This window comes from Algorimicrobium algoritergicola (assembly GCF_008086165.1).
GTDB classification, from domain to species: domain Bacteria; phylum Bacteroidota; class Bacteroidia; order Flavobacteriales; family Flavobacteriaceae; genus Algorimicrobium; species Algorimicrobium algoritergicola.
On record NZ_VSKL01000002.1, the window covers coordinates 110,555 to 132,714 of the forward strand.

Annotated in this window: 10 protein-coding genes; 4 read left to right on the plus strand and 6 right to left on the minus strand. The window is 35.2% G+C overall.

Translation table 11 applies throughout. From position 1 onward, the window contains the following. Positions 1 to 50: 50 nt before the first annotated feature. From ES675_RS06500 to nhaA, 4 genes are all read left to right on the plus strand, one after another. Entirely contained in the window at positions 51 to 9,701 is a 9,651-nt protein-coding gene (locus ES675_RS06500) for a T9SS type B sorting domain-containing protein (protein WP_066249668.1), read from the plus strand. 35 nt (positions 9,702 to 9,736) lie between these two features. Further along, positions 9,737 to 10,708 carry a PorP/SprF family type IX secretion system membrane protein gene (locus ES675_RS06505; RefSeq protein WP_066249671.1) on the plus strand — a complete coding sequence of 324 codons (972 nt, stop codon included), beginning with the start codon at positions 9,737 to 9,739 and terminating at the stop codon, positions 10,706 to 10,708. Between the two features lie 106 nt (positions 10,709 to 10,814). Then, the gene (locus tag ES675_RS06510) at positions 10,815 to 11,660 is read left to right on the plus strand and encodes a universal stress protein (protein WP_066249673.1); all 846 of its coding nucleotides are present in this window, start codon (positions 10,815 to 10,817) and stop codon (positions 11,658 to 11,660) included. Between the two features lie 361 nt (positions 11,661 to 12,021). Continuing rightward, entirely contained in the window at positions 12,022 to 13,335 is a 1,314-nt protein-coding gene (gene nhaA, locus ES675_RS06515; protein ID WP_066249677.1) for a Na+/H+ antiporter NhaA, read from the plus strand. 118 nt (positions 13,336 to 13,453) lie between these two features. Here the strand turns inward: nhaA and ES675_RS06520 are convergent, their stop codons facing one another. The 6 genes from ES675_RS06520 to ES675_RS06545 form a co-directional block, all read right to left on the minus strand. Beyond that, positions 13,454 to 13,681: a YgaP family membrane protein gene (locus ES675_RS06520; RefSeq protein WP_066249680.1), complete on the minus strand. Its 228-nt coding sequence runs from the start codon at positions 13,679 to 13,681 to the stop codon at positions 13,454 to 13,456. Positions 13,682 to 13,712: 31 nt separating this feature from the next. Then, entirely contained in the window at positions 13,713 to 14,018 is a 306-nt protein-coding gene (locus tag ES675_RS06525; RefSeq protein ID WP_066249686.1) for a hypothetical protein, read from the minus strand. Between the two features lie 121 nt (positions 14,019 to 14,139). Continuing rightward, positions 14,140 to 17,334 carry an efflux RND transporter permease subunit gene (locus ES675_RS06530; protein ID WP_066249689.1) on the minus strand — a complete coding sequence of 1,065 codons (3,195 nt, stop codon included), beginning with the start codon at positions 17,332 to 17,334 and terminating at the stop codon, positions 14,140 to 14,142. Between the two features lie 274 nt (positions 17,335 to 17,608). Next, entirely contained in the window at positions 17,609 to 18,685 is a 1,077-nt protein-coding gene (locus ES675_RS06535) for an efflux RND transporter periplasmic adaptor subunit (protein WP_066249694.1), read from the minus strand. 100 nt (positions 18,686 to 18,785) lie between these two features. Continuing rightward, positions 18,786 to 20,096, minus strand: a complete 1,311-nt coding sequence (locus tag ES675_RS06540; protein ID WP_066250023.1) for a TolC family protein — start codon at positions 20,094 to 20,096, stop codon at positions 18,786 to 18,788. 366 nt (positions 20,097 to 20,462) lie between these two features. After that, positions 20,463 to 21,920 (minus strand): NAD(P)/FAD-dependent oxidoreductase, encoded by a 1,458-nt coding sequence (locus ES675_RS06545; protein ID WP_066249698.1) that lies wholly within the window; start codon positions 21,918 to 21,920, stop codon positions 20,463 to 20,465. Positions 21,921 to 22,160 lie beyond the last annotated feature (240 nt).

The window sequence follows — 22,160 nt, forward strand, 5'->3', positions numbered from 1 at the left end:
CTTTTTAATGCCCCTTAAAAAGATTGAATGATTACATAAATTAAGATATCATGAAAAAACCTACTTTTTTTAAGATTAGCATTGTTGTAACCATACTTCTTATGAGTTTCCAAACAATAGCTCAAAACTTTGTGCCCTTCACACCAAGATTTAACAGTGACTTAAAAGGCGATATTCGTCTCATTGGAAACAATATCTTAGGGCCAAGCAATAATCCATTCAACAACACGTCAGTATACAATCATAATGTTGATATGCGCTATATTGATATTGATGGAGATGCATCAACCTTTAACTCTACGAGTGCCGATTTAGAAATTCCAAACCCAAACTGTTATAGAATTGTTCATGCAGGTTTGTATTGGGGAGCCGTTACGAATGGAAGCGACCCAATAACCAATGTCAAGTTTAAAGGACCCACTGGCGGTTATAATGATGTGGTAGGAACGGTTATATATGAAGCCAATGGCGTTGAAACGGGAAGTAGTTTTCCATATTCCTGCTATGCAGATGTTACTTCAATTGTTACAGGTTTAGCTAACGATTTAGGGACTTATACCGTAGGAAACGTGTCAACATTACAAGGAGAGACGTCTAATTTTAATCCTTATAATGGAACTGGTTTATCAGCAGGATGGTCACTTTTTATTGTTTTTGAAGATCCTACATTACCAGGGAAATCTATCACTAGTTTTGATGGTTTTAGCTCTATAAATAGCTCTGTTAACGTTAACATTCCAGTTTCAGGATTCCGCACGGTTCCGGCACCTATTCCAGTTAGGGCAAACTTTGCTTTTGCTGCTCTAGAAGGTGATAGTCCTATTCAGAATGATAGATTGATACTAAATGGTGTTACGATGTCTGCGGTAGATAGACCAGCAAACAACTTTTTTAATTCCACCGTTACCCAACTAAGTGCCTTACCTGTTAACAACAGAGTTCCTAACAGTGCAAACACTTTAGGTTTTGATACGGGTATTATGGTAATTCCTAATCCAGGAAATACCGTAATTGGAAATGGAGATACATCAGCAACAATTAGGTTGGAAAGTAATCAAGATCAATATTTTGCTTACTTCTGTGCTTTTGCTGTCGAAATTATTGAACCAAGAATCGTGTTAACCAAAATAGTAGAAGATGATTTTGGAGTCGATATTGGTGGTCAAACAGTAGGTTTAGGTACATCATTAAATTATGTGATTGGTTTTAATAATACAGGAAATGATGATGCCAATAACTTAACGATTAGAGACGTACTTCCTATAAATATTATTTTTAATTACCCAGCCGACTTGGGTATTTTACCTCCTGGCGTAACTGTTCAAAGTTATAATCCTGCTACAAGAGAACTTATTTTTAACGTCGATAATTCTATTGTAGAACAAGGCGATCCTGTTACTGAAATTCGAATCCATGTACAAGTCGTAGAAAGTTGCGATAGTTTAGCAGATGCCTGCTCAAACATAGTAAACAATCAAGCTTTTGCAACCTATGGTGGTATTGAAAATCCAAATTTTATCATTTCAGACGATCCTAGTTTAAATACCAATACAGGCTGTTTAATTATACCGCAAGCAACTAACTTTTTAGCGGATTTAGATTGTGCATTCGTTGAAAACGTCATTCTTTGTGGCGATACGGTTGAATTAACAGCGGGTAACGGTTATGATTCTTATTCATGGTCAACAAGTCCAACAGGAACACCTGTTATAGGAACTACACAATCCATTACCGTTAATGCTACAGGAACTTATTATGTATATAATACAGCAATTGCACCTTGTCAATCTATAACCCAAACTTTTGTAGTCACTAATTATGGAGGTACAACACTAACAAACCCAGTTATTCCGTTTGCCGATGAAGTTGTTACGTGTCCAAATGATGGAAAATTATTACCAAATATCTTTTTATGTGGAGCTAATGATTTTACGTTAATTGAAACACAAATTACAGATGCATCATCAATTATATGGGAACAATTAGATGAAGGGAGTTGTACGCCTGTTGTCAATGCAGATTGTGCAAATGAAGATGGATCTTGTACTTGGAATCAAGTAGGAACTGGTTCAAACTTTAATGCGAATACTTCTGGACAATTTAGATTAACGATAAATTATGAAGGTGGTTGTTTCAATCAATTTTATTTTAATGTTTATCAAAATGTTTTAAACCCAACCGTAACTAGTAATGATATTATCTGTACAACTCCTGGACAGATTACTGTTGGAGGTGTGCCAAATGGTTACGAATATAGCATTGATGGCGTTACGTACCAAGCAAGTAATGTTTTCCCAATTAGCGTTGCAGGAACTTATACAATTTTCATCCGACAGTTAGGCGCATCAACAAATCCGTGTGTTTTTACAGTACCAGATGTTCAAATTAGAGCGCGCGATTTCACCGTTTCTTTAACGGTAGCACAACCACTTTGTTATGGTGATAAAGGAAGTATTACGTTGGCAGCCAATGATGTGCGTCCACAATATTTCTTCTCTATCTATGATGGTGCAACACTTGTAAATAGTGTCGGACCAATCACAGAGAATAATTACACATTTTCAAACTTAAATCCTGGAACCTATACAACTTTAGTTGAAACTGAAGATGGATGTACGCATACCGAAGATGTTGAAATAATTGAACCACCATTATTGACAGCTACTTCAGCACTTACAAGCCCTTTAACTTGTACAGATGGTGAAATTACAGTGTATGCCAATGGCGGAACACCACCTTATTTTTACTTTGTAAATAGTACAACAATTTTTCAAACGGTTCCTGAAATTGTAGTTACAGCACCAGGTGTTTATAATATTACAGTTATAGATTCTAATAACTGTGAAGCAACAACTTCTATAACAGTCGAAGCGACTTTAGCACCAGAATTTACGGTAGATCAAACTAATATTGCTTGTGAAGGTTCCGAAAATGGTTCCATTACAGTAAATGTTACCAATCCAAACGGAAACAGTTTAATGTATAGTATTGATGGCGGTGTTACATTTGTGAGTTCTAATGTATTTACAGCACTAACTGCAGGAGATTATAATGTAGTTGTTCAATATACATCCGGACTGGATGTTTGTGTTACAGATCCTCAAACGATAACAATTACTGAAAGCGACCCTATAACGGGAACCCTTACTTTAACGACGCCGTATACCTGTACGACAAATGGTGAAATTACTGTTTCAGGAGTTTCAGGAGGAACGTTGCCTTATACGTATAGTATAGATGGTGTTACATTCCAAACAGGAAACACGTTTTCTGGTTTATCAAATGGAACATATACTATTACTGTTCAAGATGGCAGTGGATGTGCGGTTATTGTAGGTAGTATTATTATTGATCCATTAAATCCTCCAACAGATTTAACGTTTGATAATTCCGCTTTGAGTTGTCCGTTAAACACGTCAACAATTACGATTACAGGAACAACGGGTGGTATTGGCGTTTTAGAATATCAAATAATTGCACCTGCAACAGAGGCAACACCTTACCAAACGTCCAATGTATTTGCTGATTTAGCTCCTGGAACCTATACATTCCAAGTTAGCGATGAAAATGATTGTACCTATATTGAATCATATACTATTAATCCGTTACCAGCATTATCAGTTGTTGGTCAAAACATCAGTAATGTTACATGTTTTGGAGATTCAGACGGATCTATTCAATTTACGGTATCTGGTTCAACAACATTCACCTATACAATTAATGGAGGCGCTTCAACAGCAGGAACATCTCCTATAGTTTTGAATGGTTTATCTGCTGATACGTATACAATTGTTGTAACCGATACGACAACTAATTGTGAAGCTACAGAAACATTAACTATAGATGGTCCATCTACAGCTTTAAGTATTTCAACAACTATTAGCCCGATTACCTGTAATGGAAATGGACAAGTAGTAATAAATGCAACAGGAGGTTGGGGCGGAAATTCCTATAGTTTAACCTTACCAGATGGAACTATAATTCCTGCGCAAGCGAGTAATACCTTTACAAATCTATTACAAACAGGAACGTATACAGCAACTGTAATGGATGCGCAAGGTTGTACAGTAACAACCACTTTCGATTTACTTGTACCAACAAGTCCAACAGCTACTATTAATGTAACTTCAGACTATTGTTATGATGCAATCAATGCAGCAACCCTTGAGGTGACTGCATCTGGTGGTCAGCCACCTTATCAATATAGTATCAATGGTGCGCCATTTACTTCAAATAATACGTTTAATAATTTAGTTCCAGGAACATATACTATTATAGTAAGAGATGCGTATGGATGTACTTTTACAATGCCTGCTGAAACTATTGCAGCTCAATTAACCGTAAGTACAATTGTAACTAAAGACTTGGATTGTACAACAGCGCCAGATGCCATTATTACGGGTACTATTGCTGGAGGTTATCCACCATTTACCTACGAGGTATCTATTAATGGAGGTGCGTTTACTTCGTTAGGCGCAACAGGTTCTCCATTTACGTATGCTACCGCAACTGATGGAACGTACCAATTTCAAATAACTGATGCGCAAGGCTGTACAGCACTTTCAGCTGTTAACACCATTGATACGCTTACTTTACCTGAAATTGCTTCAGTAACGCAAACACAACCTATTTTATGTCATGGTGATGAAAACGCTGCAATTGATGTTGTAATTAACACAACAGTTGGCGAGCCTGTATTTGTAATTAATGTTTATAATACAACAACAGGGTTTGATTATGGAACACAAACTTCAGGTCTTGCTGCAGGATCTTATACCATTACTTTAACTGATAACAATTCCTGTACAGACACGGAAACAATAATTATTGCAGAACCAACGCCAATTAATGTGATACATTATGCAGTTCCTATTACGTGTAGCCCAAGTGGTGTGTCACAAGGATCTGTTATTGTGGACGGCGTAAGTGGCGGTACACCGCCATATAATTATTTTGTAACGGGAACTAATGGTTACAATAATTCGGAACTTAACAATGCGGGAACAACATCTATAAGTTTTGATGTGGTTGATTTTGGACTGTATCAAATTAATGTGGTTGATGCTAACGGTTGTTCGGTGTTAATTCAAGATGTTCTTGTGGCATCACCACCAGACGATTTAGATATTAATATTACGGCAACAGCCGATTGTCTTTTAGGAGGTGAAGCCGTTGTTACCATTGGTACGACTTTAATTAGTCCTGGACCTTTCTTCTTTAGTCTTTATCCAGCAACAGGTACAGCACCAGGTGGATCATGGATCCCAGAATTGACTCCAGGTTCTGCTACGTTTGACAATTTATTGTCAGGCGTAACATATACCTTTATTGTATATGACTCATCAACTGGTTGTAGTTATTATGAAACAGCTACAAGTCCAATTCCAACAAATTCAACTTTAACGGCTACGGCAGTTACTGCAAATAATATTACTTGTACGGGTAGTGCAGATGGTAATGTGTCATTTACAATTAACAGTACCTATGGTGCTGCTACCAATGTTACTTATGAAATTTTCGATTCGTTATCATTGGCAACAACAGGAATTAGTGGAACAGGAACAGTGCCAGGAAATGGTTCTTTACCGGTTACTAATTTAGGGTCTTTACCTTTTGGAAATTACTTTGTTTTAATAAGTGAAACCTCTGGACCAAATACAGGTTGTAGCGTGGTTACAGTACCTTTTAATATTACGGAATCTGCTTTTGAATTAAGTGTAACAGCAACGGTTGATCAGAATGCAAATTGTAATCTTAATTCTGGAGTTATAAGTGCTATTGCCACGGACGGAACGCCGCCATATATGTATCAAATTACAACAACGGCAACCGCACCTCTAGCAACAGATCCATCATGGGCTTCAACTAGCACGTTTAATATGGATGCTAATAGTTATTATGTTCATGCTATGGATGCTTATGGATGTATTAAAACGACACCTGTTTTAGTATTACCTATGGATCCTGCACCAGTTGTTTCAGCGTCTGTAAATAACCAATGTAATACAGCCGAAGGTACTTTTGAAATAGATGTTATCTTAACAACAGCTGGCATGCCACCTTATACATTTAGTGTGGATGGCGGCGCATTTCAATCGCAAACAGTGCCATTTACAATCCAGAATTTAAACGCTGGAAGTCATACTATTCAAGTTAGAGATATCAATGGTTGTGGAAATACAGTGACTGTTAATATTGAAACACCTTTAGGGATTTCTCCTGCAGTAACCGGAATTACAACGTGTTCAGATGATGATGGTGAAATTACCGTAACAGCGCAAGGTGGAACAGGAACGTACACCTATAGTATTAACCCAAGCCCAGCAACAATTAGTTTAGCTGGAAATGTATTCTCTGGTGTACCTTCAGGAACTTATACAGTAACCATTACAGATGCAACCACAGGTTGTACAGAAGATGCGAGCATTACTTTAGATGCTGCAACGCCAGTTAGTTTCACGACCACAGTTACAGATGTAAGTTGTAATGGTAGTAACGAAGGCGTTATTACGGTTCTTTTAGATGCAGGAAATGATAACCCAATTTATACCTATGAAATTACTGCCCCAATAGTTGTGGCACCTCAAAACTCGAATGTTTTTACAGGATTGACAGCTGGAACGTATACAATTCAAGTAAATTCTGGTAGAGGTTGTTTTACAACTGCCGATGTCATTATTGATGAACCAACGTTACTAACAGTTTCTGGAACTGCAACCGATTTTGCGTGTGCAGCTGATGGTTCTGTAAACACCTCTGTTTTAACAATTACAGAAGTAGGAGGAACGCTTTCTTATACGTATAGTATTGATGGTGTAAATTATTTCACATCTAATGTGTTTGATATTATCGATACAGGCATTACGCAAACAATAACTATATATGTAAAAGATGGGAATGGGTGTATTGCAACAAATACAGTTACTATATTACCATTGCCAACATTAACAGCAGCAACAGTTGCTGAAGCAGCACCAATTGATTGTAACAACACCGGTTCTATAGCCATTACGGTAACTGGAGGCTCTGGAAATTTCGAATATCAGATGTTGCCAGATGGAACGCCTCAGGCTTCAAACATCTTTAATATTACATTGCCAGGAGATTATTATTTCCTAGTAACCGATTTAGATACTGGATGTACTATAGCTACAGCAGCTTATACCGTTTCACCATTCGATACGGTTGATGCTACAGCTACTGCCATTTCAGCCGTTACTTGTTTTGGAGATAATAATGGAGCTATTGAAATTAATGTAACGGGTTACACGGGAACATATACTTATGAAGTTTTTGATAATTCAGGAACTTCTGTATTAGGACCAATTGCTTCAAACACGACTACAAACCCGCAGGCAATAACCGGTTTATTAGCTGGTAATTATACGGTTGAGGTTACCGAAACGGCAAGTCCGTTTTGTGCAACTACTACCAATGTGGTAACTGTTACATCACCAACGGAACCATTAACAGTAGTTGCTTTAGAAACATCTAACGTCACGTGTACAAATGATATCGGAACCATTACAGCCACAGCAACAGGTGGTTGGGGAACATATCAATATGAATTAACTGGTGCGGCAACGGTTGCTTATTCTTCAAACAATACGTTTGAGAATTTATCAGCAGGTACGTACACAGTAAATGTTATGGATGCTGGCGGATGTATTGCTTCAGATACGGTAACGTTGGATGTTCCTACACCAATTGATGCAACGGTTATACCAAGTGCAACATTATTATCATGTTTTGATGATGCCAATGCTACAATTACAGTAACTACTACAACAGGTGGACAAGGAAGTAATTATTCATACACATTGAATATGCTTTCACCTACTATTAGTTCTTCAGGACCACAAACGTCTCCAGTATTTGGAGGATTAGGGGTTGGAACATATCAAGTTGTTATAACAGATGGCTACGGTTGTAGTTTTACATCGCCAAATATTACTATTACACAGCCAACACCAATACAAGCTAGCTTGGTGAAAACAACGTCACAAACGTGTTTAACTGAAGCAACACTTACTTTAAGTGCTACTGGTGGAACTGGATCTTATACCTATAGTGCTAATAGTTCTTTTACACCGGTTTTAGGAGCTTTTGCATCATCAACAACATTCACAGTTCCAGTTGGAATTTATGAGTACTATGTGCAAGATGCTAATGGTTGTATTGCTATTGTTTCTAATGAAATAACAATTGATCCCTTACCAGACTTAACACTTAATTTATCATTAACCAATGCTGTTATTAATTGTGCTGGAGATGCAACTGGTGTTATTGTAGCTACTGCTGAAGGTGGATTAGGAAATTATGTATATACATTACTAGATTCATTAGGAAATACGATTACGGCGACTCAAACCAGTCCAGGTGTGTTTACGGAACTTCCTGCTGGAGCGTATATCGTTCAAGTGGTTAGTGGTGACTGTTTAACAGCTTCCGATCCAATAAATATCACAGAACCAACTGCACCTTTAATAGCCCCATTTACAGTGACTGATGTTTCGTGTTTTGGTGCAAATGATGGGTCAGTTGTTATAAATGCTTCAGGCGGAACAGGAATCATTAAATACGCCATTTCTCCGCAATTAAATCAGTTTTTTGATAGTGGTGTTTTTGAAGATTTAGAACCAGGAACGTATGATGTTATTGTACAAGATGAATTAGGATGTTACTTAACGCTTAATTTCACAATAGTTGAACCAGCTCCTGTATTTATAACGTTCGATTCTTTAACCATCATTGAAGAAATTTGCGATGGTGATTTAAATGGTGAGTTTAGTATTGAAATTACGGGAGGAACACCGCCTTATTCAGTAAGCCTTGATAATTATAATGGTCCTTATACGACAGGAACTAGTGGTCAAACGGTATTTGATTTTACAGGATTAGCTGGTGGCGACCATACGGTTTATGTGCGTGATAGCTCTGGTTGCGATTCGGAAATGTTGATACCTTTCCCTGAATCTGCTAAAATCAATCCTATAGTTGAAATTGAATATGCATGTGTAAATAATGCTTCTGGTAACATTGTTACCGTTATAGTAGATGAAAGCATAACGGATTTAGCCGATGTAGACTTCTCATTAAATGGTGGACCATTTCAAGCTAGTAATGTATTTATCGATGTGCCACCAGGAATTGGGCATTATATAGATGTACAACATACCAATAGCTGTATTCAAAGAACAGAACTTTTTGATATCACTGCGTTTGATCCCTTAACACTGGTTTTAACTGATGGTGTTATTAATGAAATTATTGCAACAGCAACTGGAGGTTCAGGAGATTACGTTTACACATTAAATGGCGTAGACTATGGTGGTACAAACGTATTTTATATTTCAGAATCTGGAACATACACAGTAACTGTTACGGATAGTAGTGGCTGTGTAGCCATAGCAACTAGATATTTTGAATATATAGATGTTTGTATTCCAAATTACTTCACACCAAATGGTGATGGTGTTATGGATGGTTGGGGACCTGGATGTTCAATCCATTATCCGAACCTTGATTTTGATATTTTTGATCGCTATGGTCGTAAAATTGCCACATTGAGAATAGGCCAAAAATGGGATGGTAAATACAATGGTAAAGAACTTCCTACTGGAGATTACTGGTATGTTGTAAGACTGAATGATGAAAATGATGATAGAGATTTTGTTGGTCATTTTACACTTTACAGATAAACTAAAAGAGGTTATAAATTTTAATACGAATCAAAATGAAAAAACTAATTATATATTCTCTTTTCTTAGTCATAGCTCAAGGATATAGCCAGGAATTAAATTTACCCGTGTTTACGCAATATTTGGCAGATAATCCTTTTGTGATTTCTCCTACGTATGCCGGAATTGGTGATAACTTAAGAATCAGAGCTAATGGATTAACGCAATGGGTTGGCATAAAAGGCGCACCAGACAATCAATCTGTCTATGCCGATTTTAGAATAGCCAACCGTTCTGGTGTTGGAGTTTCTTTGTATAATGATAGAAATGGCCTTACTGAACAGAAAGGATTTAAAGCGTCATTTGCTCATCACCTTATTTTAGATTATTATTCAGATCAATTTTTATCCTTCGGACTTACTTATAACTTAAATAGTTTTAGAATTAGAATTGAAGATTTTGAAACCAACTCCGAATCGCCAATAATTGATCCGCGAGTAACAGACGACAGAGCTATTTCAAATAATAATTTCGATGTTGGTGTTTTATATAGAAACAAAGGATTTTACTTCAGTTTAAACGTGAATAATATTTTACCGAAAGATATTGACAACTTTTTAGGTATTGAACCGGATTTACTTTTAAATTATCAGGTTTATTCAGGATTGGTTATTCAAAATAAAAATAACAAATCATTAGAAATTGAACCTTCAACATTTTTTCAATACTTTGCTGGTGATGATCGCTCAAGTACAGATGTTAACATAAAAATTAGAAAGCTAGATAAGCGTGATGACTATTATTGGGGAGGTATTTCATACCGTTTTCTTAACGACCAATTTTTTAATCCATTAAATTTAGGTCCTATGGCTGGACTGAAAAAATCTGGGTTTTACTTTGCTTATGCGTATCAAATAACGATAAACGATTTGGCCGGATATAATTCCGGAACGCACATGATAACCATAGGTTTTGACTTCTTCCAAGGAATAAGTAATTGTTCTTGTGCGCAATCTTTGCTTCGTTAGAAAGCATTGTTCTCTAAAATAATTTAAGTTGAAGAGAAAATGATAATTGTCATTTTAATTATGCGTTTCAAATAGTATCTTGTAGTTTATAAAACTGATGACTAAAATGAGACATATATTATTGACAACTGATTTTTCCGACAACTCCATTCACGCTATAAATTATGCGTTGGAATTATTTACCTATGCAGAATGCGAATTTCATGTTTTACATGTGGTAAAATCGTCTACATTTATTTCGGATGATCTCATGCAGAGCAAGCCCACTGAATCTTTGTACAGTGAGCTAATTTCAGATGCTAAAGTAAAATTAGAGTCACTTATAGAGACTTTTAAAAATAAGCACAACAACCTGTTGCATACTTTTGAACCTGTTGTTGATTATGATAATTTAATAGGCTCCATTAATCAAACTGTAGCATTGCACGATATAGAATTGATTATTATGGGAACCAAAGGTGCTACCAATTTGGAGAAAATTATTTTTGGAAGTAATACATTGCGCGTTTTTCAGCGCTGTCATATCTCTGTTTTGGCTATTCCTATAAATTGCCCAATAAAACAAATTAAAAATGTCCTGTTTACTACCAAATATCAATCAGCTTATAAATTAAAAGATTTAAGTGTTTTAATAGATTTAGCCGAACATTACGATTACAAAGTAGATATCCTTCATATTTCCGAAGCAAAAAAAATCGATTCAAAACAACACGTGGTGCAGCAAGAATTAGAAGTTTTTTTTAAAAATATAAATCATCAATTTGTATTGAAATCCGAAACAACTTATTTAAGAACAGTTTTGGATTATATAAAAGAAAACGATATTGAATTGTTTACCATGATGCGTAAACAGCATAGTTTTTTAGAACATCTATTTTTAAACCATAAAACCGAGCAAATTGCCTATAACATGCAAGTACCATTTTTAATGATGGCTTTTAAAGATAACTAAGTGAATGAAATTTCATTTTTTTAACAATTAATCAGTATTACTACATTATTAAAAAGGTTATTAATGGTAGCCTTTTTTTGATAAGGACTACTTTATTAATATTTGAAATCAAGAAAACTGGATTTAAACCTTATGCAGGTGGAATTATACTTTGGGTGTTTATTTCCATAGCTTAATTAGTGCTTATTCTAAATTCGTAATAAACTTTAGTTTCATTCTCTAAGCATTAAGAAGTAGGGCATTTATTAGAATTTACACACTGATTTTTATAGCTTGTTATAAATTTATATTAAAATAAGCGGTTTTTCTTTAAACAAAAATCACAATCACTTATCTTTGGTATTCAAATATTTCTATATATATGATAAAACGGGTACTTCTGACACCATTTCAAAAATTTGTTCAAATAGAAAGTTTTAGTGGTATTTTACTGCTTCTTGCTACTATAATCGCCTTGGTTTGGGCTAATTCGCCTTATGGAGCAACCTATCAAGAATTATGGCAATATGATTTAGGAATAGTTACGGAAAGTTTTGAATTTAAGAAACCATTAATTCTATGGATTAATGATGGTCTGATGGCTATATTTTTCTTTCTAATTGGACTTGAAATTAAAAGAGAATTGTTGATTGGTGAACTAAACACCATGAAAAAAATAGCCTTTCCGTTATTTGGTGCATTAGGAGGAATGATTGTTCCCGTAACCTTTTTCATTCTTTTAAATCAAAATCCAGACACCTTAAAAGGTTGGGGAGTTCCTATGGCGACTGATATAGCTTTTTCATTAGCTGTGTTAAATGTATTAGGAAAGCGTGTGCCTTTGAGTTTGAAAATATTTTTAACAGCCTTTGCCATTGTTGATGATATAGGAGCTGTATTAGTTATTGCTATATTTTATAGTGGAACTATAAATACAACTCTCTTATTGGTAGCTGCTGCCTTATTAGCTGTTCTATACTTTTCATCGTACAAAGGATTATATTCTAAGTTCTTTTTATTTGCCATTGGTATTGTCGTATGGTTTTTATTCTTGAAATCAGGAGTTCATCCAACAGTTGCGGGAATTCTATTGGCTTTTTCAGTTCCTGTCAGACAGGGTGTTTACACCGAAACTTTCTTGAAGAATTTAGAAGATATATATAACAAAATTAAAAGGTCCAGTGTTCTTAAACAACCAATTTTATCTAATGAACAAATCGGTCATATTGATGAATTAGAAGAATGGACGAGTAAGTTTCAATCGCCTTTGCAGCATTTAGAACATAGTTTGCACGGTTGGGTGGCCTATTTTATTATACCTGTTTTTGCTTTGGCTAATGCCGGTGTCATGTTAAGCAGCGATGTGGAATTAGATCTGGCATTAACCACGAATATCATACTCGCTTTAGTACTTGGTAAAGCTATTGGAATACCATTAGTGGTATTTCTTGCAGAGAAAACAAAGCTTGTTACAATCCCATCAAACATTAGTTTTTATCAAATAATAGGTGTGGCCTTTTTAGCCGGTATTGGTTTTACCATGGCTATTTTTATTGCTAGTTTAGCATTTAGTTCGCATCCTGAATATATAGATTCCGCTAAAATTGGAATTTTAGTTGGCTCTTTAATTTCTGCTATTATAGGGTATATTATTCTGCGTTATGCACCAGGCAAAGGAGATGACGATCTCATTTAAAAGACTAGTATAAACGTTTTTATAAAAGGATTATTTAGTAAGTGTATTTATATAAAAAAAACCGCAGCAACCTTAAATTAAGGTCGTTGCGGTTTTTTATATAATGTATTAGATTACGTTATTTTTTGCTAGTATTTGGAATAGAACATCCAGAAGAACCATCTTTTTTAAGACCTAATTTTTGTAGAATAGTTTCTAATAAACACCATTTTGTAAAGGCAGACTGAATTAAATTAACGCCTATAAACACTGTAAACCACATCCAATTTGGGTCTACATAAGCGGTAAGCACAACGCTTAATAATACCATGGTACCAACAATAATTCTAAAATATGTATTTAACATTGTAATTGATTTTTAAGATTAAACTGTTACTTTATATAAATTTTTCGATAGGAACTACAACGGCTCTAACAGCGTTATTAGTTTCTACATTTGAATTAAACTCCTGTATTAATTTGAAGAGCGCATCAATACTTTCATCTTTTGTGAACGAGAAAAACAACCGTGATTCATTCCCGAATTTTTGACTTGGAAACCAACTAGAAGCCATTAAAACGGATGAGCCATTTTTATAACCATCAATATCTGAACTACTAAAGTTTTCAATATTTGCATTTTTGAATAGTTTCAAAATAGCTGTTTGAAATTCTTCGACTGCTGTAACTATGACTAATTTCATTATTTCTATTTTTTGTTTCCCACAGATTTCGCTGATTAACGCAGAAAATAAAAATACAATTTGCGTTTATCTGCGACCCGAGCGACAGCGAACTGGCGAAGCAAATCTGCGGGAAGAATGATTATTTATAATTCTTCTTTTCTATCATATAGTAAACCAATGGTACTACCAATAATGTTAATACTGTTGAAACAATAGTTCCTCCCATTAATGAGATGGCTAACCCTTGAAAAATTGGATCAAACAAAATAACAAAAGCACCAATAACAACCGTTCCTGCTGTTAACAGAATAGGTGTAGTTCTAACGGCACCAGCTTCAATTGCTGCTTGTTTAAGTGGTACACCTTCCGCTGTTCTTAAGTTGATAAAGTCAATTAGTAATACCGAGTTTCTAACCATGATTCCTGCTAAAGCAATCATGCCTATAAATGACGTTGCTGTAAAGAAAGCTCCCATAATCCAGTGTCCTAAAATAACCCCGATTAACGACAATGGAATTGCAACCATCATAACAATTGGTGCTTTAAAGTTTTGGAACCAACCTACAATTAGAATGTAAATTAAGATGATTGCACCTAAAAAGGCAATTCCTAAATCTCTAAATACCTCTAATGTAATTTGCCATTCACCATCCCATTTCACGGTGTAATTATCTTCAAAATCTGGCTGACCTAAATACAATTCGTTTAACTCATAGCCTTGAGGTAACGGAATCTCTTTTAATTTATCTTCCATTCCTAAAATGGCGTATGCAGGACTTTCCAGTTCTCCAGCCATATCTGCTAATACATAAACCACACGTTTCTGGTTTTTACGATATATGCTTTTTGCAGCGGTCGTTTCTGTAATAGTTACCAAATCTGCAATTGGCACCATATTACCTTGTTTCGACTTAACTTTTAGTTGCGAAATATCAGTAATTGTAGACTTCTCTTTTTCGTCTAAAGCCAAAATCAAACCTATTTGACTTACAGCATCTTCATCATATAAACTGGTTATCGCTCGGTTTGATAAAGCCATATTCATGGTGTAAGCAATTTGCTGTGGTGCAACACCATATAACATGGCTTTTTCTTTATTGATGTCGAATTGATATTCAATTTGGTCGTCTTCAACCATCCAATCAATATCAACTACATCATCTGTATTTCTTAATATATCTTGAATGCTATTGGCAATCTTAATTTGTTCATTATAATCCGGTCCGTAAACTTCTGCAACAATGGTTGACAATACAGGAGGTCCAGGTGGAACTTCAACCAACTTTACATTCGCATGATACTTGGCTGCAATTTTTTGAATATCCGGACGTAATAATTTAGCGATATCGTGACTTTGTGCTGATCGTTCACTTTTATCAATTAAATTAACCTGAATATCTGCCATGTTAGATCCACCACGTAAATCGTAATGACGCACCAAACCGTTAAATGTAATAGGAGCAGAGGTGCCAATATAATTCTGATAATTAACCACTTCTGGACGCGTAGATAAATATTGTGAAATTTCTTGCGCTACAACTCCAGTGCGTTCTAAGGTTGTACCTTCTGGCATGTCAATTACCACTTGGAATTCATTTTTGTTATCAAAAGGTAACATTTTTACAGCCACCGAATTGGTGAAAAACAACACCATAGTTCCCATTAAGAGCGCAAATGTTCCTCCTAAAAATAAGTAACGTTTAGCTTTACTTTCTAAAAGGGGTCTTTCAAATTTGTTATAAATTTTATAAATAAATGTTTCTTCTAATGGCTTTTCTACTTTTGGCACTTTACCTTTCTTGTCTTTTTCTCTCAAGAAAATTAAACCTAAATATGGTGTAATGGTTAAAGCTACAAATAAGGATAAAATCATGGCAATGGAAGCACCTATCGGCATTGGTGCCATATATGGACCCATTAATCCCGAAACAAAAGCCATTGGTAAAACGGATGCAATTACCGTAAATGTTGCTAAGATTGTTGGATTTCCTACTTCATTAATGGCATATAAAGCTGCTTGCTTAAACGGCAAGCGTTTCATTTTGAAATGCCTATGCATATTTTCGGCTATAATAATGGAGTCATCAACAACGATACCGGTAACAAATACTAAAGCGAATAATGTAATTCGGTTTAGCGTGTAATCCATCAAATAATAACTCAACAACGTTAACGCAAACGTAATTGGTACTGATAAAAACACGACCAATCCGCCTCGCCACCCCATGGCTAACATAACTACAATTGTAACCGCAATGATAGAACCTATAAGGTGTAATAGTAATTCCGATACTTTATGCGATGCTGTTTCTCCGTAGTTTCTAGTAATTTCAACATGAACATCATCTGGAATTAAAGTGGTGCGTAAATGGTCAACCTTCTCAATAATAACTTCCGCAATTTTCATGGCATCTGCGCCTTTTCGTTTGGCAACAGAAATGGTAACCGCTGGATATTCCGATTTATAATCAGCCGATTTTACGCTTCCTTTTCCAAAACCTAAACTCACATAATTTTGTGGCACTTCTGGTCCGTCAATAATTGTAGCGACTTGCTTTAAATATATGGGTTGATCCTGTTGCACACCAACCACCAAATTTTCAACATCGGTTACCGTTTCTAAAAACTTACCTGTATTTATTAAAAATTCGGTATCATTCTTATCAAAACTTCCAGCGCTTAATTGGCTGTTATTGGCTTTAATCATTTCAGAAACCATCAAGAAATCTAATCCGCTTGCAGCTAATTTGTCTTTATCTAAAACCACACGTAATTGACGATCTCGCCCTCCAATTTTGTGTGTAATAGCTACGTCGTTTACTTTTTTAATTTCGGCTTCCAACTCTTGAGCCATTTGGCTTAATTGGAAATCGTCATAATTTTCACTCCATAAGGTTAAGCCTAACATGGGAACATCATCAATAGCACGCGTTTTTACCAATGGAAAGGTAACACCTGCTGGCATTTGATCCATGTGCTTATTAATTTCGTTGTATAGTTTTACAAAGGAACGCTCAATGTCTTCGCCAACATAAAACTGTACGATAACCATTCCTTGCTCTTTCATAGATGTAGAATACACATATTCCACACCTTTAATATTCGAAATTAATTGCTCTAATGGCTTAATGACTCGCGACTCTACTTCCGTAGGACTTGCGCCTGGATAACCTACAAAAATATCGGCCATTGGCACATCAATTTGCGGCTCTTCCTCACGCGGAATTAAAAACGATGCGTACACACCAACAACCATAAACACAATCATTAACAATACTGTTAATTTAGATTGCATAAAGACTTTGGCAATTTTTCCTGCGATACCTTCTTTCATTTGAATTTAATATTTTAATAAGTTGACAAATGGAACTCGCAACTAAAATTTCAGTATATAACCTGAAGTGGATAATGCGCGTTTCATTATTTTATATGTATTTGGGCGTTTTAACAGGCTATCCGTTACAATCTTTTTTTGCCATATATGGCAGCAAAAAAAGGATTTTCACTTCTATCCCTAACGCGAAAAAAATTCTTAATTATTATTTTAATTTTCTCAATTATACTTACAAAGTTTTAAACCCTTGTAGGATACTGAAAACTGGATCTGATTACTGAACACTTATTTTGGCGCCATTATAAAGCTTTCCTTCAGCTGAAACAATGTATGCTTCTTCTGAATTTAAACCTGATAATACTTCTACTTGCTCACCATAAGTTCTGCCTAATCGTAACCAACGTAAAATTGCTGTATTGCTTTGACTTACAGTATATACACCCGATAATTGTCCATTAGTAACTAATGCTTCTTTGGGAATTAAAACCATTGATATAGCAGCTTTTCTTTCCACTGGGAATTGAACGGTTGTAAACATACCTGACAAAATATTTACGTCTGTTTTCTCTAAATCTATTTTTACTAAATACTGTCCGCCCGTGTTTTTGGCAGACGTACTTACTTCAATAACTTTTCCTTTTAATGTTTGGTTGATAGACTTGACTAATACATCAACTGAAGATCCATTTTTTATTTCAGAAATTTCTGTTTCTGGAACCATAGCCATTACTTCAAAATTTCCTGGTGTTTCAATACTTATTAACGGTACGCCTGGATTAGCCATATTTCCTGCCTCTATGTTTTTGTTCGTTACAGTTCCGCTAAAGGGTGCTGTAATATTACTATAAGCAAATTGTGCGCTAATTTCATTTTTCATTTGGTTTGCAGATTCTAATCGTGCTTTTACCATTTCATAATTGGCAGTTACATCATCCATTTCTTTTTGAGAAGCACTGTTATCATCAAGTAAACTTTTGAATCTATTATAATCTTTTTTTGCATTATTAAAAGCAGCAGTAGCCTCGGAAATCCCAGCGTTTACTTGCGCTTTTTTTGCTTGTAAATCAGCATTGTTAATAGATACTAATAATTGCCCTTTACTAACTTTATCGCCAACATTTACGTAAACCTTGTTTACATAGCCCATCATTCTGGTGCTTAATTCGGCACTATTAGTTGCCTGAATTTTTCCGCTTACAGATAAAAAAGGGCTGTTGCTGTTGGCTTCAACTTGACTTGTTTTTACAGCAATTGCCGGCGTGTTATCTGCAACCGCCTTTTGGTCTTCACTACCACAACTCGCCAATAAAAGCGATACATAAAATGTTAGGATTATATATGTTTTTTTCATTTTTTTTATTTTAATAGTTTCAAGGCTTTAAAAACCTTGTATAATAATTGTTTTGCGTTATTTATTGACTGAAAACTGCGACTACCTACTGCAAACTTTTTTAGTCTTTGGTTAAAAATTGTAAATACGCTTGTGCATAATTATATTCAAAAATAGTTTGGAAGTATTCCAATTGTTTTTGTGAATATTGGGTTTCAGCTGTTAATAAATCGGATGTTTTTTCTAAACCTTCTTTAAACCTATTGGTTCTGATTCTTAAGGATTCTTCAGACTGATCTAAAGCCAAAGCTGTTAGTGTTAATTTGTTTTCAGCATCAATTAAAGCACGCTTTGCTTTATTTAATTCTAAATTACTTTTTGACACATATTGTTTGTATTCTAATTTAGATTTTTCAAATTCGGCTTTACTTTTTTGTGCTTTTCCAAAACGTTTGGAGCCTTGAAAAACATCCCATGATAATTGTGCACCAAATAAGTAACCATTGGCATCTCCTTGAAATACTTGATCGTCATATAATTCATAGCTTCCAAAGGCATTTAAACGTGGTAAAAATGCCATTTTATCTGCTTTATTCATGGATTCGTAAGCATTTGTAGCTAATTGCATAGCTTTAATATCTGAACGATTTTCCGAAATGCTTTGTGCTTTAAGCGTTACCACGGAAATAGTTAAACTATCCGTCGGCGTGTAAACCACATAGTTGTCATCATTCATTAAAAATGACAAGTAATTAGATGCATTCTGTACATTGCTTTTCGCCATTTGTAATTGATTCATTACTTCTGTGACACGAACTTCCACATTCAGTACATCTGCACGTTGTAAGTAACCTTGCTTGAAACTATTATCCGTTAGTTTTTTATTAGAATTGGCAGCCGTTAATGCTTTTTCTAAAACAGCAACACCTTTATATGCTAATTGTAATTGCATATATGCTTTTTCAACTTCAAATGCCAAATAGTCTTGTGTACGCTCGGTCTTTAAAGACATAGCCTCCATTTTTGACTTGGCTGCTTTACGCTGATACATACCATCTACATTAATTAATGGTTGCTGTATTTCAAATCTAGTCGCGAAATTTTCTATCTGCGAAGGATCGTTCAACATGGTTGGATTAAAATCTGAAGCCGTTAAAATTTCCTGATTCAGTTTCGAACCAAAGGCCATTAATGGGTTAGTGGTAGCAATACCTGTATGACTGGCCGTAATATTTGGCAGGAATACAGCATTGGTTTGATTAAAATCTGCTTTGGCTGCATTGAATTCCTTTTCTGATATTTTAATAGTTGTATTGTTTTCAGAAACTTTGAGCAATACATCCGATTTTGCAATTGGAACCAATTCTTGCGCTTGCAGGTTGTAGCTCCAAAATAAACCTATTAGTATTGTTATACATAAATTGTTTTTCATTCCTATTTGTATTTCTGAAACAAAAATAGCTTGATAAAACATGCTGGTCAGTAACCAATGTTACCAAACAAAAAAAACACTCATTATAATAATGAGTGTTTTTTACTAATCAACCAATAAACACTGACCATCACATCAGTTTGCCTTTCGAGTGCCTCCATGTCCACCAGCTACAATAACCAATATTTTAATACTTAAATAAATGTATTTAAAAAACTGGATGATTGGATTCATCATTTTAAATCTTTGATATTTTGAAATTCGTTGTGTCATTTTATTACTATTTATGATGTTGTATTTTAACTATTGAACCTTGAACCTTGAACCTTGAACCTTGAACCTTGAAATGTGAAACGTGTACCACGTTTACTCGGGAATCAACCACCAAAATGGTTTCATTTTTGCTTTGTAAATAAAGGCGTAATGTAGCGTAAGCTTGAGCCAATGTCCTGCCAATCCAATTTCGCCAAATGTTTGTCCTAATTTTCGACCTTGTGTTCTTGGGTATTTTTCATAATCAGGAACAATAGGGAAGGTGGTAATGCTGACACCACTTCCAGAGGTTAATCCGTAGCCAGCAGAAGCAATACATGCGGCTCCCATGTTCCCCATAGACCCTTTATGATGTAAAGATTCCTTACCGGTTTTAATGGTATCTATAATATTATCAGCTACAATTCTGGCCGTAATTCCAGAAGGCATTCCTGTTCTTGGAGGTGCCGGCGTAATATCAGTTCCATTTTTACTTTTTCTAGGTTTCGAGATGGAATGGGGAGGCGCAAATGCAATTCCTGGCGCAAAAATATTTTTATAATTGGGGTTTTGATAGGTTTCCGGCCAATCTTGAACTGACCATTCTTCGTATGGTTTTGACGTATAGTCTGCATCAACTATCATGAAGCCTCTAAAGAGTTTATCTGTAATGTCCTCGTCATTTTTATCATAGGCCTTGAATCCATGACCTGAAAATGATGGTATTAACATGGCAAAATCATAAGCTTCGGTTTTGAATTCTCCTTCTAAATTTTCGTAGTGTGCCAATCCATCTTCAATTTTATTGACACCAGCACCCAGAATCCATTTGATTTCGCGATCTTCAAAAATCATTTCAATCATTTCATGGGATTTCATGGTCATGCTTCCATAACTTAACAACATGCCATCCATTCCAAAATCACCTAATTGATATTCATTGGATATCCACGTTACTTCAGCCATATTGCGTACGCCATGCCTATGTAATTCCTGTTCAACATTTAGAATATATTCGAAAGCAGCACCTTGACATGTTGATTTTGCATGACCTGTTCCAATTAAAATTTTAGCTTTTTTACCTTGCTTCATTTCTTGGATTAAGGCATTCAAGCCTTCCCAAGCATGATCTGCGTGCGTATATGTACAAACAGAAAACGTTTTGTTTTTTCCCGGAATTAAGCCTTCAGTAGCTTCAAAATTTAATTTTGGACCTGTTCCGTTGATCAAATAATCATAGGTTACTTTTTCATTTTGCCCTTTTTTATCGCCAACAACATATTCAATCATGACATAAGGTTTATTTTCGCTTAAATCACCTTCCGGGTGAAAAGTAATTGCTTTGGCTTGTTTGTAACCAATATTTTTTTTCTTATATAATGGTTCCAATGGAAATAAAATTTCTTTCGATTTCATTCTACCAATTCCAACCCAAATATTGGAAGGAATCCATTGGTAATTGCTGTTAGGCGATACGACTACAACTTCGTGATCTTTAGATAATTTTCTACGTAAATGTGCTGCTGCAACATGTCCGGAAATACCGGCTCCTAGAATAACAATTTTAGCCATGACTATGAATTTTTATTAAAGGTAATGTTCAAAAATAGTTCCCACAGTAACTTTAGTTACTTAAGCTAATTAAAAAATAGGAGGTTTATGGAGGTTGATTCTTAAAGGATAATTAAATACCTTATTTTAAGGTACGGACTCTACCGTCTAGGAGCTTTTTTTATTTCATTTTACATTAAAAGTTTCACTTTCAGTTTCATAAAATAAAAAAAGCTCCACTCTTTCAAGTGAAGCTTAATA